The following is a 23824-nucleotide window of genomic DNA, read 5'->3' on the forward strand; positions in this document are numbered from 1 at the left end:
CGACGCCGCCTCAGAGCGCGGGCCGCGCCGCGAAGCCGAGCACCCGCTCCACCCCCGCGGCGATGGCGAGCAGCTCGGCGTCGCGGTCCCGCCGGCCGAGAAGCTGGAGCCCCACCGGCAGGCCCTCGCTAAGCCCGCACGGGATCGTCACCACGGGATGGCCGGTCATGTTGCCGAGGCCGAGGGCGAGCATCTCGTGCTCGCCTTCATCCGCCATCATGTCGGGATCGCCGGCCGGGGCGACGAAGGGGACGGTGGGCGACACCACCACGTCGACCTCCTCCAACAGCCGGTCGACCGCCGCGCGCAGCGACCGGCGCATCCTCTGCGCGTCGAGATAGGCGAGCGCCGGCACCGCCTCCCCTGCCTCGATCTGGCGGCGAGTGCCCTCGGCATAGCCGTCGATGGCCGCACCACCGAGGCCGCGATGCACCCCGGTCGCCTCCGGCAACAGCACGGTCATCAGCTCGGCGTTGCAGTCCGCGATGCCCTCGATGACGACGTCGCCGATGCGGGCGCACCGGCCGGCCAACCGGGCCACCGCCGCGTCGAACGCGCGCTGCACCCCGGGCGTGACCGCCGGATGTTCCACATGGGCGGCCAGCACGCCGACCCGCACCCCGGCAAGATCGATGTCCGGTGCGGGCATGGCGCGGCCGGCGAGCACCGAGAGCAGCAGCCGGGCGTCCTCCACCGAGCGCGCCAGCGGCCCCGCATGGTCGAGCGAGGCGGCCAGCGGAAACACCCCCTCCAGCGGCACCAGCCCGAAGCTCGGCTTCAGCCCGACAATGCCGCAATAGGCCGCCGGCGCGCGGATGGAGCCGCCGGTGTCGGTGCCCACCGCCAGCGTCGCCAGCCCCGCCGCCACAGCCGCCGCCGAGCCGCCGGAGGAGCCGCCCGAGGTGCGGGCCGGATCGAACGGGTTGTTGGTCTGGCCGAAGGCGGGATGGGCGACGCCATAGGCGAATTCGAGCAGGTTGGTCTTGCCGATGAGGATCGCGCCCGTCTCGCGCAGCCACGCCACCAGCGCCGCGTCCTGCGCCGCGACGACCGGCGGCACCGCGCCGGTGGCGAAGCTGGTGGGCTGGCCGGCGACGTCGATCAGGTCCTTCACCGCCACCGGCACGCCATCCAGCGGACCAAGCGGCGCCCCCGCCCGCCAGCGGGCGGCGGAGCGCGCGGCGTCCTCCCGCGCGTCGGCGGCGGCGACATGGATGAAGGCGTTGAGCACGGGATCCAGCCGGGCGATGCGCTCGATGTGCTGTTCCACCACCGCCTCCGGCCGAAGCCGCCCGCTGGCATAGGCGTTGACGAGGGCACCGGCGGAGAGAAACGGCACGGGCGGATGGTCGGTCATGGACACTCACGGGAGATCGGCGGAACGCAGTCGAACGGATGCTGCACCGCCATTCCTTAGAGTCTGTTGAATGACAGCCATCCGACAGCGGCGAGGGAACCGCCGGCGGGCCACACGGCTTGTCCCGCGCAACCCGGGAGCCCCAAGCATGAGCGATGCCAGCATCAATGAAAGCCTGCCCTCCGCCGCCGACGGGCTCGACCCCGCCCGTTCCGGGCGCGCCGGCCGCAGCGTGTACGGGGTGGATGCGCGCCGCGCCCTGACGATGGCGGTGGCGGCGGCGCTGTCCGCCGGCTTCGCCGCCGGCCGTCTCGCCGGCGGGCGGCGGGGCTGAGAGGCCGTTCTCTCACCAGACCGCCGGCGAGGCGGAAGCGTCCCGCCGGCCGCCACGAGGCCGTCGCGCCGCGGCCTGAGCCGCGGCGCGGCCGTGCTCAGCCGGAAGGCTGGGCGTTGGGGTCCTCGTCGGCGCCGATCGCCGGCAGCATGCCGCTTCCCGCGGTGGAGTCGGGATTGGTGAGTTCGGGCCGGGCGTGCGGGCCGGCCGGCGGCATGTCGTCGAGATCGTCGGCGCCGGCCTCGCCCGTGGCGGAGGGCCCGGATGCGGCGCCAAGGTCGCGCTCCGCCTCCAGCCAGTGCGCTTCGGCCCGGCCCTCCGGCCGGCCCTCGCTCTCCCACCGGGCATGGGCGCCGGCGCGGATCGCGTCCTCGCGGGCGGCGTGGTCGTCGGCTGTGGTCTCCTCGGAGATGGCGGGGTGGCTGTCGGGGCTCGTCATACGCTCTCTCCACCGTGTGGTGCGGCAGCCCTTTGCTGTCGTTGCGCAACAACCGGCTCGGACAGGCCAAGGTTCCCGTCCGGCGCGGCGGGCGCCGGCCCCGGGCGGCACCCATCAAATGATGCAACTTGTTGTACTATCGACAAAGTTGGCACCGCCGGCAGGAGGGAACATCGCCCCGCCGGGGCCGTTGTCCCGGCACCGCCGCCTTCCGAAGCGGCACCCAGCCGCGCCCCATGCGGCCCCCCTTATCCAGGAGCTCCCCATGTCCTCCGCCGACGAGACCCCCCGCTCGCTCTTCGTGGTCGGGCTGCGCAATGCCCACGCGATGGAAAAGGAAGCCATCGCGATGATGGAGCGGCAGATCGCCTCCATCGAGAAGTACCCGGAGATGAAGGCGAAGCTGGAAGCCCATCTGCAGGAGACCCACGGCCAGCATCAGCGTCTCGACCGCATCCTCGACGAGCTGGGCGAGGACCGCTCCGCCTTCAAGGACATGGCGATGAACCTGATGGGCAATGTGAACGCGCTGACCGCCAGCATGGCCGACGACGCGATCCTGAAATCCACCTTCGCCAATTTCGCCTTCGAGAACTTCGAGACCGCCGCCTACAAGTCGCTCATCCGCATGGCGGAGCTGGACGGCCACACCGCGGCGATCCCGCTGCTGGAACAGTCGCTGTCCGAGGAACTCGCCATGGCCCGCTGGATCGACGAGCATGTCGACGACGTCACCACGCGCTACGTGACCGTCTCCCATGCCGGCCACGACGCCAGCCTCTGAGCCGACCGACGCATGAAAAAGGGGTAGCCGCCGGCCACCCCTTTGTCGTGCCGATGCCCCGTCCGGCCCGGTCAGGCCGGCGTGACGCGCCAGATGCAGTCGCCGACGTCGTCCACCACCAGCAGGCCGCCCCGGCGGTCGACCAGCACGCCCACCGGCCGGCCCAGCGCCTTGTCGCCGACCCGGAACCCGCCGAGGATTTCCTCCGGCTGGCCCGCCGGCTTGCCGTCGGCGAAGGGAACGAAGATCACCCGATAGCCCGAGGGCGGGTTGCGGTTCCACGAGCCGTGCTGGCCGATGAAGACGCCGTTGCGGAAGCGGGCGCCGAAGCGGTCGTCGTCCACGAAGGTGAGGCCGAGCGAGGCGGTGTGGGAGCCGAGCGCGTAATCCGGCTTCAGCGCGGTGGCGACGAGGTCCGGCCGCGGCGGCTTCACCCGCTCGTCCACCGTGCGGCCCCAGTAGCAATAGGGCCAGCCGTAGAAGGCGCCATCCTTCACCGAGGTCATGTAGTCCGGCACGAGGTCATCGCCGATCTCGTCGCGCTCATTGACGCTGGTCCACAGTTCGCCGGTCACCGGGTTCCAGTCCATGCCCACCGGGTTGCGCAGCCCGGAGGCGAACACCCGCACCGCGCCGCTGGCGATGTCGACCTCGAGGATGGCGGCGCGGTTCACCTCCTCATGCAGGCCGAACTCGGCCACGTTGGAATTGGAGCCGACGCCGACATAGAGCTTGGTGCCGGCCTTGTTGGCGACGAGGCTCTTGGTCCAGTGGTGGTTGCGGCCGGCCGGCAGGTCGCACACCTTCACCGGGGCGGCGGTGATGCGGGTGGCGCCGGGCTCATAGGGAAACCGCACCAGCGCGTCGGCATTGGCGACGTAGAGCTGATCGCCCACCAGTGCCATGCCGAAGGGGGAATGCAGCCCCTCCAGGAACGGCACCTTGATTTCCGCCACGCCGTCGCCGTCGGCGTCGCGCAGCAGGGTGATGCGGTTGGCGCTCTTCACCCCCGCGCCGGCCCGCACCAGCACGAAGCCCATCGCCCACCAGCGCAGGCTGAAGATGCCGGCCGGCGAAGGCGGCGCCGCCGTCTCCGCGACCAGGATGTCGCCGTTCGGCAGCTCGTAGACCCAGCGGGGATGGTCGAGAGAGTCGGTGAAGGTGTTCACCCGGAAACCGGCGGCGGGCCTGGGCTGCTGGCCCGGTCCCCAGCCCACCGCATGGGCGATCTTCATGATGGGGATGAGGGTCGGCTTCGGCTTGGGCAGGTCCGGCAGGTCGCCATAGCCCTGCTCCTCCCGCAGCGCGGGCTGCTTGCGCAGATCGGTGAGCAGATGCGCCACCGTGGTCACGCAGGCGCCTAAAAAGCCGGCGATCTTCACATAGTTTGCCATATGACCATCCCTCTTGCCCGAAAAACCCCGGCGCTCTCGCCGAACACCGGCCGCCGGCACCATCCGCCATCGGCCCCCGCCCGGTGCTACCACCAAATCCGGCCGCCGCGAAAGCCGTCCTTTGGGCGGCGCGGCCCGTCGCCCAACCCTAACGGCATGCATGTTGCATTGATTTGGATCAAGCTCATTTCTCAGGCAGGAGGGACACCGATGGCCGGTACTGAACTCCGCAAGCGGCAGTTCATCGACAGCACCATGCATCTGCTGGGTGACACGCTCGGCGCCACGCGCCTCACCTATTACTCCGTCGATGCCGACAAGAACCTCTACGACTTCGTCAGCTACCGGATGCCGGCGGATTTCCTGCGCACCTATGTGCGGGAGATGCACGCCGTCGATCCGCTGCATGTCCGCCGCCTGCGCTCCGAGACGGTGGCGCGGATGGACGAGATATGCCCGCGCACCCCACCCTCCGACGTCGAGGAATATGAACGCTTCCTCCGGCGCTTCGACGTCGAGCACGCCGTCGACTTCATCTTCCGCCGCGAGGGGGAGATCAAGGCCGGCCTGTCGGTGATGTGGACCAGCCACGACCGGCCGCCCGACGATGCCCTGTTCCAGCTCGCCGAACGGCTGCACGGCTACATCGAATTCAACCTGATGGAGCATTTGCCGCTGCCGCGGGAGGACCCCCGTACCCGCGCCATGCGCATGTTCCACCTCACCCGCCGCGAGGCGGAGGTGGCGAACCTGCTGTGCTGCGGGCGCACCAACGCCGACATCGCCGGGTGCCTCGGCATCGGCCTCGCGACGGTAAAGACCCACCTCGTCCACATCTTCGAGAAGGCCGGCGTCGAGAACCGCTCCGGCCTCGTGGCGCGGCTGGCGGCGGCGCAGCACTGACGGCCGGCCGGGGGCATTGCCCTGGCGCGGGCGCCTGACCTCCCCGGGAGGCGCCCTCAGGGCGCCCGGAAGCCGATGCGCCCCCGCACCGCGTCGAAGGCGATCTCCATGTGGCGGAACACCAGGCCGCCGGCATTGAAGCCGAGCACGCCGCCATGGGGCGGGGCGTAACGGTAGCGGTTGCGCCACGGCGCGCGGCCGGCGGTCACCGCCAGCGTCATGCCCGCCTCCGGCACGCGGGTGGTGACGAGGGCGCCGCGCCGCACCGGCCGCCCCACCGGGTGATCCGGCACCTCGAAGCTGCCCAGCGCCGCCCCGGTGTCGAACACGGTGCCGTCGCAGCCTTCCGGTCCGCCATCCACCGAGAAGCAGGTGCGCACGCTCTTGGTGTTCCACGCCTTCAGCCCCGGCGGCTGCTGGCCGTCGGGCAGCGCGGCGAAGGGCGCGAAGGAGAACCCGGCCAGATTCGCCTCGGTGAGGCCGACCACGAGGTGTGGCGACAGCCCGGGCCGGGCGAGATCGTCCGCGGCGACGATGAAGCCGTTGCCGAACGGAGCGGGAAGCTGCGCCAGCGGGTTGAAGGCGGCATCGGGCATATAGGCGACGCCCATCACCCCCTTTTCCCCGCCGCGCCAGCCGGGGCAATCGGGCTTCGAGGGCTTGCAGCCGACCGACTGCACCACCTGGATCGCGATCTCCCGCTCGGTGGCGACCGCGGGGTCCGAGCCGGGAAAGGCGACCCTGGCGTAGCCGAGCACGCCGCGCAACACATTGCCGCTGGTATAGGAATAGGTGACGGGAATGTCGGTCAGCCGCACCTCGGGGCCGACCGCGCTGGCGAGGATGCGCAGGCCGGTGGAGCCGGTGTCGAGCAGCACCTCGCCCGGCGCGCCGCCGCCCACGGCCACCGTCACGAAATTGGAAAAGCCGCTGCGGTCCGGCCGGGGCTGGAGGGGAATGCGCGCGCTCTCCGCCGCCGCCGCCGGCCCGGACGCCAGCACGGCCGGCACGACCAGCGCCATGACGAAACGAGCGATGCCCATGGCTTGCCTCCCCGTCGTGCCGCCGGCGCGCCGCCGACGATCGGCGCCACCCTAATACCTGAGCGCGCGGTTTCAACCGCCCCGCCGCCTCCACCGAACGGAGGAGCCGCGTCCACCGTTCGGTTGATTGCCGGGACGGGTGCGGCGGCGCGAGCCTTGACGCCATGTCCGCTTGCGCCGGCACCGCCGCACGAGCGGGGTCCGCCGAGGAGATCGCGCCGTCCATGCCGCAGCCGCCCCTTCCCCAGCCCGCCGGCACCGCGCCCGGCCGCCGCAACGGCGCGGCGCGGCAGGCCATAGCCGCTGCCCTGCCGGGCGCGGCGTGCCGGGATGTCGGCGCGGCCGGCGCCGCCGCCCGCCACGCCGCGGCGCGGATGGAGCTTCTGCTGCCGCCTCTCGCCATCGTCGCCGCCGGCTGGGCCGGGCTGCTGCTCGCCTGCGGCTCCGGCGCCCTTGGCGGGGAAGCCGGCGTCGGCTTCGCCGGGGATATGCGGCCGGGGAGCTTCGGCGGCGAGGCCGCGCTGCGCGCGATCCTGGCCCCGCTGTGCGGGCCGGGCGCCGGCCTTGCCGATCTGCCGCGGCTGTGGCTCCACGCTGTCGCGATGTGGCTCGCCATGGCGGCGGCGATGATGCTGCCCTGCGCGGTGCCGGCCTGGCAGGCGCTGGCGGGGGAACGCGACCGCCACGCCGGCCATGGCTTCCTGCTCGGCTACGCCGGGCTGTGGGTGCTGGTGGCGGGCGCCGCCGCGAGCGTCGAGACGGTGCTGCGCCTCGCGTTGCCGGCCGGGTCCGCCGTGCTGGTGCCGCTCGCCATGGCGCTTCTCGCCGCCGCCGCCTTCGCCGGCGCGGCAGGGCTGCCCGCCCACACTCATGTCGAACGGCCGGACCCGGCGCGGCCGGTGCGCAGCGGCTTCGCCTATGGCCGGGCCTGCCTGCCCGCCGACGCCGGCCCGATGCTGCTGATGCTGGTTCCCGGCGCCATGAGCCCGCCCATCCTGCTGGCGCTGACCGGCGCCATGCTGGCGCTGCGGGCGGCGGGCAGCGCCCGCCTCGCCCGCGCCGGCGGGCTGGCGCTGGGGCTGGCCGGCCTGTTCTGGGGTCTCGCCATGCCGAACTGATCCACCGCCGCCGCCACCCTCATCAACCGTTCGGTTGATTGGCGCGCCTTCCATTTGCCCGATGATACCCACCGACGCCGGCAGGCCGGACCCGTTTGCGGTCGTGAATGACCGCGAGACGGCCGGCCCGGCGCCCAGCACAGGAACAGCAGAATGCTGCGCATCGTCGATCAGGCCGTGACCGGTCAGTCCTCCGCCTTCGAGCACCCGCTCGACTCGCTGACCGCCGCCGAGATTTCGCGCGCCGCCGCCATCATCCGCCAGCATTACGGCTTCGGCGACGACCTCCGCTTCGAGACCATCGATCTGGTGGAGCCGCCCAAGGAGGTGGTCCGCGCCTTCCAGCCGGGCGATCCGATCACCCGCATCGCCCGCTACAACGTCTACAAGCGCGCCACCACCGGCGTGCACACCGGCAAGGTCGACCTCGGCACCGGCGCGGTTATCGAGGCGACCTTCCTGCCCGACGCCAAGCCGATGATCTCGCCCGAGGAGTTCCTCCTCATCGAGGAGGCCGCCAAGGCCGATCCGCGCTTCAAGGCCGCCATCGAACGGCGCGGCATCACCCGCTACGACCTCGTCTGCGTCGACCCGTGGACCGCCGGCCAGTTCGGCCTGCCCGACGAGCAGGGCCGCCGCGTCGCCCACACCTTCGTATGGATGCGCATGGGCGAGCTCGACAACTACTACGCCCACCCGGTCGAGGGCATCAACGTGGTGGTGGATGTCGACACGCTGGAGGTGGTGCGGATCGACGACCACTTCGAGGCGAGCGGCGACTACATCCCGGTTCCCGAGACGCCGCTGAACTTCGAGCACACGCTGATCCCGGAATTCCGCGAGCCTTCCTCCGCGCTCGACGTGGTCCAGCCCAACGGCCCGGGCTTCACGGTCGAGGGCAACAAGATCACCTGGGAGAACTGGGACGTCCGCGTCTCGTTCAACGGGCGCGAGGGCCTCGTCCTCAACAACCTCGCCTACACCATCGCCGGCAAGCGCCGCCCCATCCTCTACCGCGCCTCGCTGGCGGAGATGGTGGTGCCCTATGGCACGCCGGAGCGCTCGCATTACCGCAAGAACGTGTTCGACAGCGGCGAATACGGCTTCGGCCGGCTGGCCAACTCGCTCTCGCTGGGCTGCGACTGCCTCGGCCACATCCACTATTTCGACGTCGCCCTGCCCGACATCATGGGCAACCCGCGCATCATCGAGAACTGCATCTGCCTGCATGAGGAGGACGCCGGCCTCGGCTGGAAGCACTACGACTTCCGCTCCGACCGCACCGAGGTGCGCCGCCTGCGCAAGCTGGTGATCTCCTCCATCACCACGGTGGGCAACTACGAATACGCCTCCTACTGGTACCTCTTCCAGAACGGCACCATCGAATTCGAGATGAAGGCGACCGGCATCATCAACACCGCCGCCTGCAAGCCCGGCACCCCGCAGAAATACGGCACCGAGGTCGCGCCCGGCGTGGTCGGCCACATCCACCAGCACGTCTTCTCCGCCCGGCTCGACATGGAGGTCGACGGACCGAACAACACGGTGGTGGAGTGCAACACCTACGCCGTGCCCACCGGGCCGGAGAACCCGATGGGCAACGCCTTCTACATCGAGGACCGCCCGCTGAAGACCGAGGAGGAGGCCAAGCGCTGCGTCGACTACGAGACCATGCGCTACTGGAAGATCATCAACCCCGAGGCGAAGAACTGGGTCGGCAAGCCGACCGGCTACAAGCTGGAGACGCCCTCGGCGGTGAAGTTCTACACCGACCCGAACTCCTGGTCCGGCCGGCGCGGCGGCTTTGCCTACAACCACCTCTGGGTCACGCCGTTCAGCCCGGAGGAGCGCTACCCCGCCGGCGACTTCGTCAACCTGTCGGAGGGGGGCCAGGGCCTGCCGGCCTGGACCGCGCAGAACCGCCCGATCGAGAACACCGACCTCGTCGTCTGGCACAGCTTCGGCCTGCACCATCTGCCGCGCCCGGAGGACCACCCGGTGCAACCCTGCGTGATGTGCGGCTTCAAGCTGATGCCGGTCGGCTTCTTCGACCAGAATCCGATCATCGACCTGCCGCCTGGCAAGAACCATGCAAGCCGCTCGACCACCGGCGAGGGCGGCGGTTCCTGCTGCCACGGCTAAAGACGCTCCGCGCCGGCGGCGGCGACGCCCGCCGGTGCGGAACCCATCGACAGTCACGCCGGGCGAGCAACGACCCGGCGGCCACCTTCCGGACGAGCACGGGTCGCGCCGACACCTCTCAGGGCGGCCACAACAGGGGACAGCAATGAAGCGGAAGAACCTTCTGCAGTCGTTCAGCCAGTCGCGGCGCGAATTCCTGCACATGTCGGCGGCGATTGCCGGCAGCATCGCGGCGTCGTCCACCATGTCGCGTTCCGCCTTCGCGGCGCGCGAGAACGAATTGAACATCTATTGCTGGGAAGGCTACAACTCCGACAAGGTGCTCGACCCCTTCCGCAAGGAATTCAAGACCAACGTCAAGGCCCAGGGCCTGATCTCCGACCCCGACGCGGTGAACAAGCTGCGCGCCGGCGAGACCAAGGTGTGGGACATCATCAACCTGAACAACGCCTGGGGCCGGCGCCAGCTCTTCCCGGAAAACCTCATCGTCCCGCTCGACCAGGCCCGCTTCAAGCCCAAGTGGGACATGGTGCTGCCGGAGTTCAAGTGGCCCTATTACTGGGCAATGTCGAATGACGGCAAGAACCTGCTCGGCATGGTGCAGCGCTTCGGGCCCTCCGGCGTCAACGTCAACACCGACAAGATCTCCCGCGAGACGGTGCAGAACGACGGCTACGAGATCTTCCTCGCCGACGACTTCAAGGGCAAATACGCGGTGCTGATGTATGACGACTGGGTCATCATGCATCTGTGCATGGCCTGCGGCTTCAGCCCGTTCGACAACCTCTCCGACGCGCAGATCGCGACCTACGAGACCGCGATGCGCAAGCTGATCAACAACGCCGCCTTCCTCAGCGACGACATGAACGCCATCGCCCTCGGCATGGTGAACGGCTCGATCATCGGCTCCTTCCCCGGCAGCACCTACACCGTCTCGGCCGCCCGCTTCGACGGCAACGCCAATCTGCGCTGCGTGATCCCGAAGAAGGGGCCGAACAACAAGCCCGGCGTCTGCTGGATGGAGCTGACCTCCACCGTGAACAACCCGGAGCTGTCGCCCCGCGCGGCGGACTTCCTCGAATATTGCTACCGCCCGGAGGTCTGCAAGAACGTGTCCTTCGCCGAGGGCACCTACAACCCGGTGACCCAGATGGGCGACAAGCGGGTGATGGCGCTCTATTCCAAGGAAGAGCTCGACGCCATCCAGTTCGACACGCTGGACGAGGACATGGCGCTCTGCTCGGACTTCGACATCATCCCGAACTACCCCAAGCTGCACGAGATCTTCGCGACCGCGGTGCGCGAGCGCAAGGCCTGACCCCCCGGCAGCCTCCGTCGCGGCGGGGCCCACCCGCCGCGGCCCCGTTACGGGCCGGGCGCCTTCGGGAAGCCCGGTCCCGCCCACCGACGCAGGGGAACGCAACCTCATGGCAGAAGCCGCCCAGAGCCTGAAACCGCCCGAACCGGCCGGCCAGCCGATCCTTCAGCTGCGCAATGTCGACCGCATCTTCGACAGCTTCGCCGCGGTCGACCGCATCACCCTCGACATCTACGAGCGCGAGTTCTTCACCATCGTCGGCCCCTCCGGCAGCGGCAAGACCACCATGGTCCGCATGCTGGTGGGCATGGACAAGCCGACCAATGGCGACATCCTGCTGCGCGGCGAGCGCATAAACGACGTGCCGGCCAACAGGCGCCCCACCTGCATGGTGTTCCAGTCGCTGGCGCTGTTCCCCCACCGCACCGTCGGCCAGAACATCGAATTCCCGCTGAAGATGCGCGGCGTCGACGCCGCCACCCGCCGCAAGCGGGCGCTGGAGCTGCTCGACCAGCTCCGCCTGCCGCAGAGCTATTACGGCAAGATGGTCACCCAGTGCTCCGGCGGCGAGCGCCAGCGCGTGGCCCTCGCCCGGGCGCTGGCCTTCGACCCCGAGATCCTGTTCTTCGACGAGCCGCTTTCGGCCCTCGACTACCGGCTGCGCAAGCTGCTGGAGAAGGAGCTGAAGGACATCCACCGCGAGACCGGCAAGACCTTCGTCTACATCACCCACTCGCTGGAGGAGGCGATGGTGATGTCGGACCGCATCGGCGTGATGAATCGCGGCCGCTTCGTCCAGATCGGCACCCCGCGCGAGATCTACGGCAGCCCGCACAGCCGCTTCGTCTCCGAGTTCATGGGCGAGGTGAACGTGATCGAGGTGCGCGGCGAGGCCGGGGCGGTGGTCGATGCCGCCGGCACCCGCTTCGCCACGCCGGTGGTCGCCGCCGACTTCGACACCGGCACGCTGGTGGTGCGGCCGGAGGATGTGCGCTTCGTCGGCGCCGGCGAGAGCGCCGACAACCGCCTCACCGGGGTGATCTACAACGAGTACCTGCTCGGCTCGCGGGTGCAGTATCAGGTCCGCGTCGGCGAAGGGCAGACCTTCCTGGTGGAGAAGCTGCGCGACCAGATGCCCCCCGGCGGCCCCGGCAGCGCCGTCACCATCGGCTGGGACGCCCGGGATTCCATGGTCTTCCCGGCCAGCCGCCTCCAGCAGTGAACGGGCCGCGGCCCTCCGGCCGCTGGCACGTTTCGCGCATGGAACCGGTCGACCTCTTATCCACGGAGACAACAATGAGCCGTGCGAGCGACTTCGCGGCCGAAGCGCCGGCCCCGCTCCGGGCGATCCGCGCGCCCTCGCGCCTCGCCAGCCTCGGCCGGTGGTTCGCCGAGCCGGGCGTCGTGGCGGCGGCGCCGCTGGCGCTGCTGATGCTGGGGGGCTTCCTCGGCCCGCTGCTTCTGGTGGTCGTCTTCGCCTTCATGCCGGGCGGCACCTTCTCGATCCTCCAGGTGCCGACGCTGGCGAACTTCGTCGAGATCGTCGCGAATTCCTATTACCTCTCCTTCCTCGCCTCGCTCTGGCTGGCGGCGCTCACGGTGGTGATCTGCCTCGTCGTCTGCTACCCCGTAGCCTTCGCCATGGTGCGGGTGTTCGGCCGGCACGGCAGCATACTGGCGCTGCTCATCACCGCGCCGCTCTTCGTCGCCGACAATCTGCGGCTGATGGGCTGGGTATTGTTCCTGGTGAAGGGCGGCGTGGTCTCCGGCTCGCTGCAGACCTGGTTCGGCATCGAGGTGGACTCGATGCTCTACACCTCCGGCGCCACCCTGTTCGGCCTCGTCTACATCTACCTGCCCTTCATGCTGTTCCCCATCATCATGGGCATCTCCATGGTGCCGGAGCAGATGCGGGAAGCCGCCTTCGACCTCGGCGCCACCCGCTTCCAGGTGCTGCGCGAGGTGGACGTGCCGCTCGCCATGCCCGGCATCCTCATCGGCTCGCTGATGACCTTCATCCTCGCCGCCGGTTCCCTCACCGAGGCACGCACGCTGGGCGGCAACGCCGTCACCATGATCGCGATGGACATCCAGAAGGAGTTCGGCTTCGCCCAGAACTGGCCGAAGGGCTCGGCGCTGGCGGTGCTGATGATCCTGCTGGCCGGGGCGCTGGCCGTCACCGCGCTGAAGCGCATCGACCTCGACCTGATCTTCGGACGGAAGTGACCCCATGAACAGCACCGGCCGCGGCGTCCGCTTCCTCTATGCCTGCCTCATCGCGGCGTTCCTGCTGCTGATGTACCTGCCGATGGTGACCATCGCGCTGGCCTCGTTCTCGCGCACCCGCTACTTCCGCTTCCCCATCCCGGCGTGGTCGACCAACTGGTACGCCGAGGTGTTCGAATCGCTGTCGATCCGCAACTTCTTCTGGACCTCGGTCATCATCGCGGTGCTGGTGGGGCTGATCTCGACGGCCCTGGCCTTCTTCGGCGCGCTGGCCTTTGCCCGCTACCGCTGGAAAGGCCGCAAGCTGTTCCAGAAGATCGTCATCCTGCCGATCCTGTTCCCCCAGGCGGTGCTGGGGCTGGCGCTGCTGCTGTGGTTCACCGCCATCGGCATCACCCCGAGCTGGCAGACCGCGGTGTTCGCCCATATCGTCTGGATCGCGCCGATCACCACGCTGATCATCGCCATCCAGGTCTATTCCTTCGATCCCGCCTGGGAGGAAGCCGCCTTCGACCTCGGCGCCACCCGCCTGCAGGTGCTGCGCGAGGTGACGCTGCCGATCCTGACGCCGGGGCTGATCGCCGGCTTCTTCTCGGCCTTCCTGCTGTCCTGGGCGAATTTCCCGCTCTCGATGTTCTCCAGCGGCGCCGACCAGACCATTCCCGGCTGGATCAGCGCCAAGGTGCAGGCGGGCTACACCCCGCAGGTGCCGGCGGTCGGCACGCTCACCATGCTGGCGGCGGCGGTCATCATGGGCGCCGGCTACGGGCTGGTCGTGCTGCAGGCCCGGCGTCGGGCGCGGGCCGAGGCGGCGGGCTGAGGAAGAAGCGGCCCCCCGCGGCTTTCGCGAAACCCAGCGCACCCATGGAAAAGGCGGCCGCGCGGCCGCCTTTCTTCGTTCCCGCCCTCCCCGCGCCGCCGGGGAACCCCCTCAGTGCATCCACAGCCCGCCGGTGACGTTGATCGACTGGCCGGTCATGTAGGACGCCTCATCCGAGGCGAGGAAGGCGACCACCCGGGCGATGTCGTCCGGCACCCCCACGCGCCCGAGCGGGATCAGCGCCTCGCGCTCCTTCGCGGTCGGCAGTCCCTGCTCGACGGAGCGGGCATCGGCGTCGCTGCGCATCCTGGTGCCGACGATGGTGCCGGGGCAGACCGCGTTGACGGTCACGCCATGCGGCGCCAGCTCGCCCGCCAGTGCCTGCGTCAGCCCGATCACCGCGAATTTCGAGGCGGAATAGGCGGAGTAGTTCGGCTTGGCGATCTTGCCGAACCAGGAGGCGGTGTTGATGATCCGGCCGCTGCGGCGCGCGATCATCTCCGGGATCACCGCCTTGCAGATATGGAAGACCCCGTCGGCATTGATGCGGAACACCTCGCGCCAGTCCTCGACGGCCAGCTCGATCACCGGCCCGACCCGCACGATCGCGGCGTTGTTGGACACGATATCGACCGGCCCCAGCGTGGCGCGCGCCTGCGCCACCGCCGCGCCCGCGGCGTCGGGGTCGCCGACATCGGCGGCCAGCGCCAGCGCCCGCCGGCCGAGCGCGCGCACCTCGGCCGCCGTCTCCTCCGCCCCGGCGGCGTCGATGTCGAGAAGGGCGACGTCGCAGCCCTCCTGCGCGAAGCGGGTGGCGATGCGGCGGCCGATGCCGGCGCCGGCGCCGGTGACCAGCGCCACGCGGCCGTCGAGACTGTACATGGGCGGCTCCGTCAGGAAGGGGCGTCGAGATCGGGGAGGTAGATGTCCTTGATGCGCGGGTCCGCCGCCATCTTCGCCGCCGGACCGGAGCACTGCAGCGCCCCGTGCTCCAGCGCGTAGACATAGTCCGCGACCTGGAAGGACAGGTCGATGTTCTGCTCCACCAGGATGATCGAGACCCCGCTCTCCGCCAGTTTCAGCACGATCTCGAAGATCTGGTGGATGATGATCGGGGCGAGGCCGAGCGAGGGCTCGTCGAGCAGCAGCAGCTCCGGGCTGCCCATCAGCGCCCGGCCGATGGCCAGCATCTGCTGCTGCCCGCCGGAGAGCCGGCCGGCGGACTGGCCGCGCCGCTCGCCGAGGATGGGGAACAGGTCGTAGACCTCGTCGCGCAGCGCGGCGAAGCTCTTGCCGCGGCCGGGGATGAAGCCGGTGACGAGGTTCTCCTCCACCGAGAGCTGGAACACCCGCCGCCCTTCCGGGCAGTGGCCGAGGCCGAGCCGCGCCATCTGGTAGGGCTTGGAGCCGGTGACGTCCACGCCGCGGAAACGCACCGCGCCGGCGCTCGGCCGGTTCAGCCCGCTGATGGTGCGCAGCAGGGTGGTCTTGCCGGCGCCGTTGGGGCCGATGATGCAGACCACCTCGCCCGGCAGCACCTCAAGGCTGATGCCATGTAAGACCTTCACCCTCCCGTAGCCGGACTCGATTGCGTCGACCGCGAGCAGCGGCCTCGATGTCGCGGATGGCTCCCGGCTGGCCAAGATACGCCTCCTGCACTTCGGTGTTGGCGCGGATGTCGGCGGCGGTGCCCTGCGCCAGCACCCTCCCCCGGTTCATCACGACGATGGTGTCGGAGATGGCCATGATGAGCTTCATGTCGTGCTCGATCAGCACCATGGCGAGGCCCGGGGCGCGCAGGGCGAGGATGTGCTGCTTGAGCTGCTCGGTCTCGCCGTGGTTCAGCCCCGCCGCCGGCTCGTCGAGCAGCAGCACGCGCGGCTCGCACACCACGGCGCGGGCCAGCTCCACCAGCTTCTGCTGGCCATAGGCGAGGCTGCCGGCGTTGCGCTGGGCATACGCGGCGAGGCCGAGCTTCGCCAGCACCGCGTGGCACTTCTCCCGCCGCGCCTCGGCGGCGGCGCGCCCGGTGAGGCCGAAGGTGTCGGCCACCAGCGGGGCGATGCCGGACGGCACCAGCGCCACCTCCAGGTTCTTCAGCACGCTCATGCCGTCGAACAGCCGGATGTTCTGGTAGGTGCGGGACAGGCCGGCATGGGCGATGCGGTGCTTGGGCAGCTTCTGCAGCTCGACCTCGCCGACGAGGATGCGGCCGGAGGAGACGCTGTAGGAGCCCGCCGCCATGTTGACGAGGGTCGACTTGCCCGCCCCGTTCGGCCCGATCACCGCGGTGATGATGCCCGGCTTCACCTCGAAGGAGACGTCGTCCACCGCCTTCAGCGCGCCGAACTGCTTGGTCACATGATCGAAGCGCAGCATCAGCCCCCTCCCAGCCGGCGCATCAGCCAGCTCGGCCCGTAGTCGCGCGCGATGAGGCCGCGCGGGCGGGCGAGGATGACCAGCACCAGCGCCATGCCGTAGAGCAGCAGGCGGTAATCGGCCCAGGCCCGCAGCAGCTCGGGCACCAGGATCAACAGCGTCGCGCCGAGCAGCGCGCCGAACGGGTTGCCGAGCCCGCCCACCACGATCACCAGCACGATGACCAGCGACTCCCAGAAAGTGAAGCTCTCCGGCGAGACGAAGCGCTGCATGGCGGCGAAGATGACGCCGCACGCCCCGCCGATCATCGCCGAGGTGCCGAAGGCGACGAGCTTCACCCGGGTGGTGTCGATGCCGCAGCCGCGCGCCGCGTCCTGGTCCTCGCGCACCGCCGCGAGCGCGGTGCCGAGCGCGCTTTCCTGGATCCGCCAGACGAAGAGGAACGCCACCGCGAGCAGGCCGACCAGCAGGTAGAGGAAGTCGAGCGGGGTCGCCAGCGTCCAGCCGAACAGGGTCGCCTCGTCGATGCGGGCGATGCCCTGCGGGCCGTTGGTGAGCCCGTCCAGATTGTTCATCAGCACCCGGATGATCTCGCCGAAGCCCAGCGTGACGATGGCGAGGTAGTCGCCGCGCAGCCGCAGCACCGGGATGCCGAGCAGGATGCCCGCCAGCCCCGCCAGCCCCGCGCCGATGAACAGCACCAGCGCGAACGGCAGGTGGATGTCGAACTGGCCGGAGGCCAGCAGCGCCCAGCTATAGGCGCCGATGGCGTAGAACGCGACGAAGCCGAGATCGAGCAGGCCGGCATAGCCGACCACGATGTTCAGCCCCAGCCCGAGCACGGCATAGAGCAGGATCATGTCGAGCACGCGCAGCGGGTAGGTCGGCAGGAAATGGCCGATCACCAGCACCAGCGCGGGCACCGCCAGCAGCGCGGCCGCGCCGCGCACCGGATTCAGCCGGGGATGGGCCTCAGAAGTCACTCTTGTACACCATGGTTTCCTCGCTGACATGCTCGCCGAGCAGGCCCGCGGGGCGGAACAGGAGGATGAGCACCAGCACCGAGAAGGCGAAGATGTCGCGATATTCGGTGCCGACCAGCCCGCCGGTGAGCACCGGCATCCAGGCGGTGCCGAAGGTTTCGATGATGCCGAGCAGGAAGCCGCCGAGCACCGCGCCGGGAATCGAGCCGATGCCGCCCAGGATCGCGGCGGTGAACGCCTTCATCCCGATGACGAAGCCCATGGTGAAGCTGGCGACCCCGTAGAACGAGGAATAGAGGATGCCCGCCACCGCGCCGAGGCCGGGGCCGATGAAGAAGATGAGCGAGATCGCCATGTTGGGGTTGATGCCGACCAGCGAGGCGGTCTCGGCGTTCTCCGCCACGGCGCGGATGCGCACGCCGAGCGTGGTGCGGTTCACGAACAGCTCCAGCCCCACCATCAGCACCACCGCCACCGTGAAGATGGTGATCTGCTTGTAGGTGACGATGGCGCCGAACAGCTCCACCACCCCGTTCGGCAGGAAGGAGGGGTAGATCAGCGGCCGCCGGCCGGCGATCAGCATCACCGCGTTCTGGATCACCACCGCCATGCCGAGGGCGGAGAGCATCGGCGCGAGGCGCGAGGTGCCCCGCAGCGGGCGATAGGCCACGATCTCGACGCTGACGCCGATCAGCCCCACCGCGACGAAGGTGACGAGCCCCACCGCGACGCCGCCCAGCGGATGCCCCGCCACCCCCAGCGCGCCCGCCAGCCCCAGCCCGATGAAGGCGCCGGCGGTGAACAGCTCGCTATGGGCGAAGTTGATGAGGCGCAGCACGCCATAGACCATGGTGTAGCCCAGCGCGATCAGCGCGTAGATCGAGCCGACCGTGAGGGCGTTGATGGTCTGCTGGAGGATCAGGGAGCCCATGGGCAGGTTCCTTGCCGGGCCGGCGGGGCCGCGCGGCCGGTGGAGGGCACGCCGGGCGGCGGGCGGGAGGCCCGCGCCAGGCGGCGGAAAGGGGCGCTGTCCCGGCGGTAAGGGGGGTCACCGGGACAGCGCGGGGAAACGGCCTCACTTCACCAGCGAGAACCCGTTGCCCTTGACGGCGTAGAGGAAGATGAACGGCTTCTGCAGCTCGCCCGCCGGGGTGAAGGCGACATGGCCGACGATGCTGTCGAAGTCGCTCTTGGCGATGGCGTCGACGAGGGCGGCGCGCGACAGGGCCGGGGCCTTCTTCATCGCGTCGATGACGATGGTCGCCTCGACGAAGCCATAGGCGGAATAGGGGCCGGGCTCCTCGCCGAAGGCGGCCTTGTAGTCGGCGGCGAAGGTCTTCAGCGCCGCGGAGGAGTCGTAGGGCGGCGCCTGGAAGGAGACCACCGCGCCCTCGGCGGCGGGGCCGGCGGCGGCGATGAAGTCCGGCGTGAAGGCGCTGTCGGCGGCGAAGAAGGTGGCGGTGATGCCAAGCTCGCGGGCCTGCTTCACGAACAGCCCGACCGCCGGCATGACGCCGCCGAAATAGATGACGTCCGGCTTCTCGGTGCGCAGGGTGGTGAGCAGCGCGCTGAAGTCGACATCGGTCGGGGTGATGCCGGAGAAGGAGGTCACCGTGCCGCCGCCCTTGGTGAAGGTGTCGCGGAACACTTCCGCCACGCCCTGGCCGAAGGCGGCCTTGTCGTGGACGATGGCGGCCTTCTTCGCCTTCAGCGTGCCGAGGGCGTATTCGGCCGGCGCGGCGCCCTGCGAGAGGTCGTTGGCGATGGGGCGGAACAGGTTCTTGTAGCCGGCCTTGGTGACCTTGGGGTTGGAGGAGTTGGTCACCTGCGGCAGGCCGCAGCGGTTATAGACATCGGACGAGGGAATGGTGACGCCCGAGTTGAAATTGGCGATGACCGCCAGGATGTCCTTGTTGTCGCAGAACTTCTGCGCGATCAGCGTGCCCTGCTTGGGATCGCCGCCGTCGTCCTCGCGCAGCAGCACCAGCTTCTGGCCCTGCACGCCGCCGGCGGCGTTGGCCTGACGCACGGCGAGCTCCATGCCGTTCTGCCAGGTGGTGCCGAACAGCGCCTCGGCGTTGGAGGTCGGGCCGGCGGTGCCGATGAGGATATCGGCCCGGGCGGCGCCGGCGAGAGCGGTCGCGGCGAGCGCGGCGAGCAGGATGGTTTTCAGCTTCATGTCAGTCCCCACTGTTGGCCGGCCCTGTTGTCGCGGGCCTCTTGACGGTCGGGGTGCCAACACGGGCCGGCATCCCGGAATTCAGGCGATGTCGCGCTCCACCGCCCGGCGGCTGTCGGCCAGCGAGGCGACGAGGTTGCGGGAGACCCGCCGGATATGGGCGCGCAGCGTGTCGACGCCGCGCCGCGTGTCGCGAAGCCGGGCGAAGGCCACCAGCGCCTGGTGGTCCGCCTGCTCGCGCTCGACATCCTTGGCCACCGCGATCTGCAGGTTGACGTAGCGGTTGGCGTTGTCGTGCACCGTGCGCAGCAGCCTGAGCGCGATGCGGTTTCCGCTCGGGCGGTACAGCGCCTCGTGGAAGCGCCAGTTCAGCTCGCCCCAGTTCTCGACGTTCCCGATGCGGATCGACTCGTCGATGATCGCCTCGGCACGGCTGAAATCCTCTTCGGTCAGGCACGGAATGGCGGCCTCGAACAGCCAGGTTTCCAGCCGCTCGCGGATTTCGAACAGTTCCTCGATCTCGGCGAGCGACAGCGAGGAGACCACCGTCCCCTTGTGCAGCTCGGAGACCACCAGGCCTTCCGCCTCGAGCTGGCGGATGGCCTCGCGCAGCGGAACCCGGGAGACGCCCAGCTCGCCGGCCAGCTTTTCCTGCCGGAGCGGCGCGCCCTCGGCGAGCTGCCCCGTCAGGATCTGCCGCCGAAGTTCGGTGACGATCTGGTCCGTCAGCGACTGGCGTCCGATTTTGGCACTCATTCCGGCAGCTCCATATTGAATACGATATTCAGTCACGATGAACGAACAAGCTCAAATGATGAGCATTATTCCGCGATATATGCCTAATTTTTGGACTTTCTCACCGACCATCTCCCGCATACGCTGAATATTGTATTCAAAACGGCCGTCCACGAGGTAACGCGGACAGGCCGGGAGATGGACAAGCGGAGCTTAAGGACATGGCCGAGCAGGCAAGCGATGCCTCCCCCTATGGCGAGGTGCTGGTGAGGCAGCCGGGCGAGGCGACCAGCTATTGGCAGCCCGTGCCGGCCAATGGCCAGATCGAGGTCATCTTCGCCCCTCACGTCGTCCCCATGGAGCATCCCATCGGCTTCGGCACCCAGACCGTCCCGCCCGGCGGCTATGTGCGCGAACACGCCCACGACCGCAACGAGGAGGTGATCTTCGTCGTGCGTGGCAAGGGCCGTGCCGTCATCGACGGCGTCAACCACGTGATGCAGCCGGGCTCGGCCTTCTTCGTCGGCAAGAACCGCCGCCACATGTTCATCAACGAGGGCAGCGAGGACATCGTCTGGACCTGGCTCATCGTCCCGAACGGGCTGGAGGACTTCTTCCGCCTCATCGGCCGCGAGCGGGTGGCCGGCGAGCCGGCGCCCGAGCCCTTCCCCCGCCCGGAGAACGTGCTGGAGATCGAGCGCAGCACCGTCTTCGCCGCCCAGCCCGCCGACCAGCGCCAGCCCTGAGCGGGCGGCGGCAGTGGCTGCCGCCCGCCCCGCCGCCATCGGCTTCCGCTGCCCGGCCGCCGGCCCCCGGCCGTGCGGCGCCCCATTTTCGAGGATTCCATGCGTCTGAAGGACAAGGTCGCGATCATCACCGGCGCCGCCGCCGGCATTGGCGAGGCCGCCGCGCAGATTTTCGTCCGCGAGGGGGCCCGCGTCCTCCTCGCCGACCGCAACGGCCCGGGCGTCGCCCGCGTCGCCGAACGGCTCGGCCCGCAGGCCGCCGCCATCGAGGTCGACGTCGCCCGCAGCGCCGACGTCGCCCGCATGGTGGCGGAGGCGCAGCGCCGCTTCGGCCGGCTCGACGTGCTGGTGAACAATGCCGGCTACGGCATTCCCGGCACCGTCGTCACCACCGAGGAGGACGCCTGGGACGCGCTCATGGCGGTGAACCTCAAGGGCGTGTTCCTCTGCTGCAAGCACGCCATCCCGGTGATGGCGGCGCAGGGCGGCGGCACCATCGTGAACACCGCCTCCAACGTCGCCACCGTCGGCATCTTCGACCGCGCCGCCTATGTCGCCTCGAAGGGCGGCGTCGCCGCGCTGACCAAGGCGATGGCGCTCGACCACGCCGCCGAGCGCATCCGCGTCAACTGCGTCGCCCCGGGCGTCACCTGGTCCACCTATTTCGACAAGATGGTGGCCGAGCATCCCGACCCCGAGGATTTCAAGGCCAGGCTCAAGGCGCGCGCGCCGGTGAACCGCTGGGCCGAGCCGATCGAGATCGCCAACGCCATATTGTGGCTGGCCTCGGACGAGGCCTCCTTCGCCACCGGCGCCATGTTCACCGTCGACGGCGGCATGTCGGCGTGGTGAGCGCGGCGGGAACCGGGCCGATGCGCGCGACGACCCCCCCGCATGTCGGGCTGATCGGCTTCGGCGCGATCGGCCGCGACCTCAATGCGCGCCTCGCCCGCGGCTCCGGTTCCCTCCCCGCCCTGCGCCAGACCCTGCTGCTGCGCCACCCCCCGGCCGAGCCACCGGTGTCCGGCACCGCGGTGGTGGAAAGCCTCGATGCCCTGCTCGACGCCCGCCCCGCGCTGGTGGTGGAAGCGGCCGGGCAGGCGGCGGTGGCGGAGCTCGGCCCGCCGCTGCTGGCGGCCGGCGTCGACCTGCTGGTTGCCTCCTCCGGCGCGCTCGGCGAGCCGGCCCTGCTCGCCCGGCTGCTGGCGGCGGCGGAGCGGGGCGGCGCCCGGCTGGTCGTGCCCTCCGGTGCGATCGGCGGACTGGACTATCTCGCCGCGCTGCAGGGCGAGCCCGACGCCCGCATCCTCTACACCTCGCGCAAGCCGGTGGCGGCGTGGCGGGACGAGCTGGCCGCCGCCGGTCACGACCCCGCCCGGCTCGAACGGCCGGTCACGCTGTTCGAGGGCCGCGCCACGGAGGCCGCCCGGCTCTACCCGCGCAATCTCAATGCCGGGCTCACCGTCGCCCTCGCCGCCGGGGCGGAGCGGACCACGGTGCGGGTGGTGGCCGATCCCGCCTGCACCGAGAACACCCACGAGATCGAGGTGGAAAGCCCGCTCGGCCGCGCCGGGCTGCGGTTCGCCAACACCCCCTCCCCCGCCAACCCCAAGACCTCGGCCCTCACCGCCGCCAGCCTCGCCGCGGCGGTGCGGCGCCACTTCGCCACCCTCGCGCTCTGAAGGAACGCCGCCCCATGTCCCGCATCCTCGTCATCGGCGCCGGCATCGTCGGGCTGTGCTGCGCCAACGCGCTGCGGGCGGAGGGACGCGAGGTCATGGTGCTGGACCGCGACCCGGCGGGCGACAAATGCTCCTTCGGCAACGCGGCGGGCATCGGCGTCACCGAGATCATCCCCGCCTCGGTGCCGGGGCTGGCGTGGAAGGTGCCGGGCTGGCTGCGCGACCCGCTGGGGCCGCTGTCGCTGCGCCCCGCTTATCTGCCGAAGCTGGCGCCCTGGCTGCTGCGCTTCCTGCGCCACGGCACCTGGAGCGAGGTGGAGCGCATCGCCGCCGCGCTCGCCACCCTGTCCGGCCGGACCTACAAGGACCTGCTGCCGCTGCTGGACGAGATCGGCCTTGGCGGCGATCTCCGCCCGGTCGGCGCGCTGTGGGCCTATGAGACCGCGGCTGGCTTTGCCGCCGATGCCCGCTTCCGCGCCATCCGGCGGCAGCACGGGCTGGTCTGCGAGGAGATCAGCGGGGCCGAGGCCCGCGCCCTTGAACCGGCGCTGGGCGAAGCGGTGCGCCACGCCATGTTCACCCCGCAATGGTCGCATGTCGCCGACCCCCGCCGCATCGTCGACCGGCTCCGCCGGCATGTCGAACAGCGCGGCGTCACGGTCGCCCGCGGCGAGGCCACCGCGATCTTCGGCAACGAACTGCTGCTCGCCGACGGGCGCCGGCTCGACTTCTGCCATCTGGTGGTGGCGGGCGGGGCGTGGTCCGGCCGGCTGGCGGGCAGCCTCGGCGACCGGGTGCTGATCGAGAGCGAACGCGGCTACAACACCACCCTGCCCACCCCCGGCGTCACGCTGTCCCACGAGGTCATCTTCGCCGAGCGCGCCTTCGTCGCCACCCCGATCGACGCCGGGCTGCGCATTGGCGGGGCGGCGGAATTCGCCGGCCTCGACGCCCCGCCCAACTACGCCCGCTCCGACGCGCTGGCGCAGCTCGCGACGCGCTACCTGCCGGGGCTGAACACCGCCGGCGGCACCCGCTGGATGGGCCATCGCCCCACCACCGCGGATTCGCTGCCGGTGATCGGCACCTCGCCGCGGCGGCCGGATGTCGTCTACGCCTTCGGCCACGGCCACACCGGGCTCACCTTCGGCCCCACCACCGGGCGGCTCGTCGCCGAGCTGGTCGCCGGCCGGCCGACCTCGGTGGATGTCGCCCCCTTCAGCATCGCCCGCTTCCAGTAGG

At 70.2% G+C, this 23824-nt stretch carries 24 protein-coding genes; 13 read left to right on the forward strand and 11 right to left on the reverse strand.

Going from position 1 to position 23824, the window contains the following annotated elements; all coding sequences use genetic code 11:
* Positions 1–10 precede the first annotated feature (10 nt).
* On the reverse strand, positions 11–1357 hold the full coding sequence (locus KHC27_RS04750; protein ID WP_213335700.1) for an amidase: 1347 nt from the start codon (positions 1355–1357) through the stop codon (positions 11–13).
* A 148-nt stretch (positions 1358–1505) separates the two neighbouring features.
* Between KHC27_RS04750 and KHC27_RS04755 the strand changes: the two genes are divergently transcribed.
* Positions 1506–1691 carry a hypothetical protein gene (locus tag KHC27_RS04755; RefSeq protein WP_213335703.1) on the forward strand — a complete coding sequence of 62 codons (186 nt, stop codon included), beginning with the start codon at positions 1506–1508 and terminating at the stop codon, positions 1689–1691.
* 97 nt (positions 1692–1788) lie between these two features.
* Here the strand turns inward: KHC27_RS04755 and KHC27_RS04760 are convergent, their stop codons facing one another.
* Positions 1789–2130 (reverse strand): DUF2934 domain-containing protein, encoded by a 342-nt coding sequence (locus KHC27_RS04760; protein ID WP_213335706.1) that lies wholly within the window; start codon positions 2128–2130, stop codon positions 1789–1791.
* Between the two features lie 265 nt (positions 2131–2395).
* Here KHC27_RS04760 and KHC27_RS04765 point away from each other — a divergent pair, with 265 nt between their 5' ends.
* Complete coding sequence (locus KHC27_RS04765; RefSeq protein ID WP_213335708.1) at positions 2396–2914, forward strand: ferritin-like domain-containing protein; 519 nt, start codon at positions 2396–2398, stop codon at positions 2912–2914.
* A 71-nt stretch (positions 2915–2985) separates the two neighbouring features.
* On the opposite strand, the gene KHC27_RS04770 is transcribed toward KHC27_RS04765, so the two are convergent.
* Positions 2986–4308: a PQQ-dependent sugar dehydrogenase gene (locus KHC27_RS04770; RefSeq protein ID WP_213335710.1), complete on the reverse strand. Its 1323-nt coding sequence runs from the start codon at positions 4306–4308 to the stop codon at positions 2986–2988.
* A 210-nt stretch (positions 4309–4518) separates the two neighbouring features.
* Here KHC27_RS04770 and KHC27_RS04775 point away from each other — a divergent pair, with 210 nt between their 5' ends.
* Complete coding sequence (locus KHC27_RS04775; RefSeq protein ID WP_213335712.1) at positions 4519–5211, forward strand: helix-turn-helix transcriptional regulator; 693 nt, start codon at positions 4519–4521, stop codon at positions 5209–5211.
* 56 nt (positions 5212–5267) lie between these two features.
* Here the strand turns inward: KHC27_RS04775 and KHC27_RS04780 are convergent, their stop codons facing one another.
* Complete coding sequence (locus KHC27_RS04780; RefSeq protein WP_213335714.1) at positions 5268–6254, reverse strand: hypothetical protein; 987 nt, start codon at positions 6252–6254, stop codon at positions 5268–5270.
* A 224-nt stretch (positions 6255–6478) separates the two neighbouring features.
* Here KHC27_RS04780 and KHC27_RS04785 point away from each other — a divergent pair, with 224 nt between their 5' ends.
* The 6 genes from KHC27_RS04785 (at position 6479) to KHC27_RS04810 (ending at position 13878) form a co-directional block, all read left to right on the forward strand.
* The gene (locus tag KHC27_RS04785; RefSeq protein ID WP_213335716.1) at positions 6479–7372 is read left to right on the forward strand and encodes a copper chaperone; all 894 of its coding nucleotides are present in this window, start codon (positions 6479–6481) and stop codon (positions 7370–7372) included.
* A 153-nt stretch (positions 7373–7525) separates the two neighbouring features.
* Positions 7526–9514 carry a primary-amine oxidase gene (locus KHC27_RS04790; protein WP_213335718.1) on the forward strand — a complete coding sequence of 663 codons (1989 nt, stop codon included), beginning with the start codon at positions 7526–7528 and terminating at the stop codon, positions 9512–9514.
* A 145-nt stretch (positions 9515–9659) separates the two neighbouring features.
* Complete coding sequence (locus KHC27_RS04795) at positions 9660–10832, forward strand: ABC transporter substrate-binding protein (protein ID WP_246519477.1); 1173 nt, start codon at positions 9660–9662, stop codon at positions 10830–10832.
* 109 nt (positions 10833–10941) lie between these two features.
* Positions 10942–12054, forward strand: coding sequence for an ABC transporter ATP-binding protein (locus KHC27_RS04800; protein WP_213335721.1), 1113 nt, complete (start codon positions 10942–10944; stop codon positions 12052–12054).
* A 74-nt stretch (positions 12055–12128) separates the two neighbouring features.
* Positions 12129–13058 carry an ABC transporter permease gene (locus KHC27_RS04805; RefSeq protein WP_213335723.1) on the forward strand — a complete coding sequence of 310 codons (930 nt, stop codon included), beginning with the start codon at positions 12129–12131 and terminating at the stop codon, positions 13056–13058.
* 4 nt (positions 13059–13062) lie between these two features.
* Positions 13063–13878, forward strand: coding sequence for an ABC transporter permease (locus KHC27_RS04810; protein ID WP_213335725.1), 816 nt, complete (start codon positions 13063–13065; stop codon positions 13876–13878).
* A 111-nt stretch (positions 13879–13989) separates the two neighbouring features.
* Here the strand turns inward: KHC27_RS04810 and KHC27_RS04815 are convergent, their stop codons facing one another.
* The 7 genes from KHC27_RS04815 to KHC27_RS04845 all read right to left on the reverse strand — a co-directional run bounded on the left by KHC27_RS04815 (position 13990) and on the right by KHC27_RS04845 (position 20175).
* Entirely contained in the window at positions 13990–14760 is a 771-nt protein-coding gene (locus KHC27_RS04815; protein ID WP_213335726.1) for an SDR family NAD(P)-dependent oxidoreductase, read from the reverse strand.
* Between the two features lie 11 nt (positions 14761–14771).
* The gene (locus tag KHC27_RS04820; RefSeq protein ID WP_343210832.1) at positions 14772–15446 is read right to left on the reverse strand and encodes an ABC transporter ATP-binding protein; all 675 of its coding nucleotides are present in this window, start codon (positions 15444–15446) and stop codon (positions 14772–14774) included.
* Positions 15418–16257 (reverse strand): ABC transporter ATP-binding protein, encoded by an 840-nt coding sequence (locus tag KHC27_RS04825; RefSeq protein ID WP_213335728.1) that lies wholly within the window; start codon positions 16255–16257, stop codon positions 15418–15420. Before KHC27_RS04825 ends, KHC27_RS04820 begins: the two co-directional genes overlap by 29 nt.
* Positions 16257–17240, reverse strand: coding sequence for a branched-chain amino acid ABC transporter permease (locus KHC27_RS04830; RefSeq protein ID WP_343210833.1), 984 nt, complete (start codon positions 17238–17240; stop codon positions 16257–16259). Before KHC27_RS04830 ends, KHC27_RS04825 begins: the two co-directional genes overlap by 1 nt.
* Positions 17230–18171: a branched-chain amino acid ABC transporter permease gene (locus tag KHC27_RS04835; RefSeq protein ID WP_213335730.1), complete on the reverse strand. Its 942-nt coding sequence runs from the start codon at positions 18169–18171 to the stop codon at positions 17230–17232. The genes KHC27_RS04830 and KHC27_RS04835 overlap by 11 nt, the downstream gene beginning before the upstream one ends.
* Before the next feature lie 144 nt (positions 18172–18315).
* Positions 18316–19419 (reverse strand): branched-chain amino acid ABC transporter substrate-binding protein, encoded by a 1104-nt coding sequence (locus KHC27_RS04840; RefSeq protein WP_213335732.1) that lies wholly within the window; start codon positions 19417–19419, stop codon positions 18316–18318.
* A gap of 81 nt (positions 19420–19500) precedes the next feature.
* Positions 19501–20175 carry a GntR family transcriptional regulator gene (locus KHC27_RS04845; RefSeq protein WP_213335736.1) on the reverse strand — a complete coding sequence of 225 codons (675 nt, stop codon included), beginning with the start codon at positions 20173–20175 and terminating at the stop codon, positions 19501–19503.
* A gap of 200 nt (positions 20176–20375) precedes the next feature.
* Here KHC27_RS04845 and KHC27_RS04850 point away from each other — a divergent pair, with 200 nt between their 5' ends.
* The 4 genes from KHC27_RS04850 (at position 20376) to KHC27_RS04865 (ending at position 23823) form a co-directional block, all read left to right on the forward strand.
* Positions 20376–20900 carry a cupin domain-containing protein gene (locus tag KHC27_RS04850; RefSeq protein WP_213335739.1) on the forward strand — a complete coding sequence of 175 codons (525 nt, stop codon included), beginning with the start codon at positions 20376–20378 and terminating at the stop codon, positions 20898–20900.
* A 99-nt stretch (positions 20901–20999) separates the two neighbouring features.
* On the forward strand, positions 21000–21752 hold the full coding sequence (locus tag KHC27_RS04855; protein ID WP_213335742.1) for an SDR family oxidoreductase: 753 nt from the start codon (positions 21000–21002) through the stop codon (positions 21750–21752).
* 20 nt (positions 21753–21772) lie between these two features.
* Positions 21773–22582 carry an aspartate dehydrogenase gene (locus KHC27_RS04860; RefSeq protein WP_213335744.1) on the forward strand — a complete coding sequence of 270 codons (810 nt, stop codon included), beginning with the start codon at positions 21773–21775 and terminating at the stop codon, positions 22580–22582.
* Positions 22583–22596: 14 nt separating this feature from the next.
* Complete coding sequence (locus KHC27_RS04865; RefSeq protein WP_213335746.1) at positions 22597–23823, forward strand: NAD(P)/FAD-dependent oxidoreductase; 1227 nt, start codon at positions 22597–22599, stop codon at positions 23821–23823.
* The last annotated feature ends 1 nt before the right edge of the window (position 23824 follow it).

It is taken from the genome of Ancylobacter lacus (genome assembly GCF_018390635.1).
In the GTDB taxonomy this organism is placed as follows: Bacteria; Pseudomonadota; Alphaproteobacteria; order Rhizobiales; family Xanthobacteraceae; genus Ancylobacter; species Ancylobacter lacus.

Bases quoted from the DNA above. Each gene is read 5' to 3' on its own strand.
- KHC27_RS04750 (WP_213335700.1), bottom strand. From the start codon at position 1,357: ATGACCGACCATCCGCCCGTGCCGTTTCTCTCCGCCGGTGCCCTCGTC.
- KHC27_RS04755 (WP_213335703.1), top strand. From the start codon at position 1,506: ATGAGCGATGCCAGCATCAATGAAAGCCTGCCCTCCGCCGCCGACGGG.
- KHC27_RS04760 (WP_213335706.1), bottom strand. From the start codon at position 2,130: ATGACGAGCCCCGACAGCCACCCCGCCATCTCCGAGGAGACCACAGCC.
- KHC27_RS04765 (WP_213335708.1), top strand. From the start codon at position 2,396: ATGTCCTCCGCCGACGAGACCCCCCGCTCGCTCTTCGTGGTCGGGCTG.
- KHC27_RS04770 (WP_213335710.1), bottom strand. From the start codon at position 4,308: ATGGCAAACTATGTGAAGATCGCCGGCTTTTTAGGCGCCTGCGTGACC.
- KHC27_RS04775 (WP_213335712.1), top strand. From the start codon at position 4,519: ATGGCCGGTACTGAACTCCGCAAGCGGCAGTTCATCGACAGCACCATG.
- KHC27_RS04780 (WP_213335714.1), bottom strand. From the start codon at position 6,254: ATGGGCATCGCTCGTTTCGTCATGGCGCTGGTCGTGCCGGCCGTGCTG.
- KHC27_RS04785 (WP_213335716.1), top strand. From the start codon at position 6,479: ATGCCGCAGCCGCCCCTTCCCCAGCCCGCCGGCACCGCGCCCGGCCGC.
- KHC27_RS04790 (WP_213335718.1), top strand. From the start codon at position 7,526: ATGCTGCGCATCGTCGATCAGGCCGTGACCGGTCAGTCCTCCGCCTTC.
- KHC27_RS04795 (WP_246519477.1), top strand. From the start codon at position 9,660: ATGAAGCGGAAGAACCTTCTGCAGTCGTTCAGCCAGTCGCGGCGCGAA.
- KHC27_RS04800 (WP_213335721.1), top strand. From the start codon at position 10,942: ATGGCAGAAGCCGCCCAGAGCCTGAAACCGCCCGAACCGGCCGGCCAG.
- KHC27_RS04805 (WP_213335723.1), top strand. From the start codon at position 12,129: ATGAGCCGTGCGAGCGACTTCGCGGCCGAAGCGCCGGCCCCGCTCCGG.
- KHC27_RS04810 (WP_213335725.1), top strand. From the start codon at position 13,063: ATGAACAGCACCGGCCGCGGCGTCCGCTTCCTCTATGCCTGCCTCATC.
- KHC27_RS04815 (WP_213335726.1), bottom strand. From the start codon at position 14,760: ATGTACAGTCTCGACGGCCGCGTGGCGCTGGTCACCGGCGCCGGCGCC.
- KHC27_RS04825 (WP_213335728.1), bottom strand. From the start codon at position 16,257: ATGCTGCGCTTCGATCATGTGACCAAGCAGTTCGGCGCGCTGAAGGCG.
- KHC27_RS04835 (WP_213335730.1), bottom strand. From the start codon at position 18,171: ATGGGCTCCCTGATCCTCCAGCAGACCATCAACGCCCTCACGGTCGGC.
- KHC27_RS04840 (WP_213335732.1), bottom strand. From the start codon at position 19,419: ATGAAGCTGAAAACCATCCTGCTCGCCGCGCTCGCCGCGACCGCTCTC.
- KHC27_RS04845 (WP_213335736.1), bottom strand. From the start codon at position 20,175: ATGAGTGCCAAAATCGGACGCCAGTCGCTGACGGACCAGATCGTCACC.
- KHC27_RS04850 (WP_213335739.1), top strand. From the start codon at position 20,376: ATGGCCGAGCAGGCAAGCGATGCCTCCCCCTATGGCGAGGTGCTGGTG.
- KHC27_RS04855 (WP_213335742.1), top strand. From the start codon at position 21,000: ATGCGTCTGAAGGACAAGGTCGCGATCATCACCGGCGCCGCCGCCGGC.
- KHC27_RS04860 (WP_213335744.1), top strand. From the start codon at position 21,773: ATGCGCGCGACGACCCCCCCGCATGTCGGGCTGATCGGCTTCGGCGCG.
- KHC27_RS04865 (WP_213335746.1), top strand. From the start codon at position 22,597: ATGTCCCGCATCCTCGTCATCGGCGCCGGCATCGTCGGGCTGTGCTGC.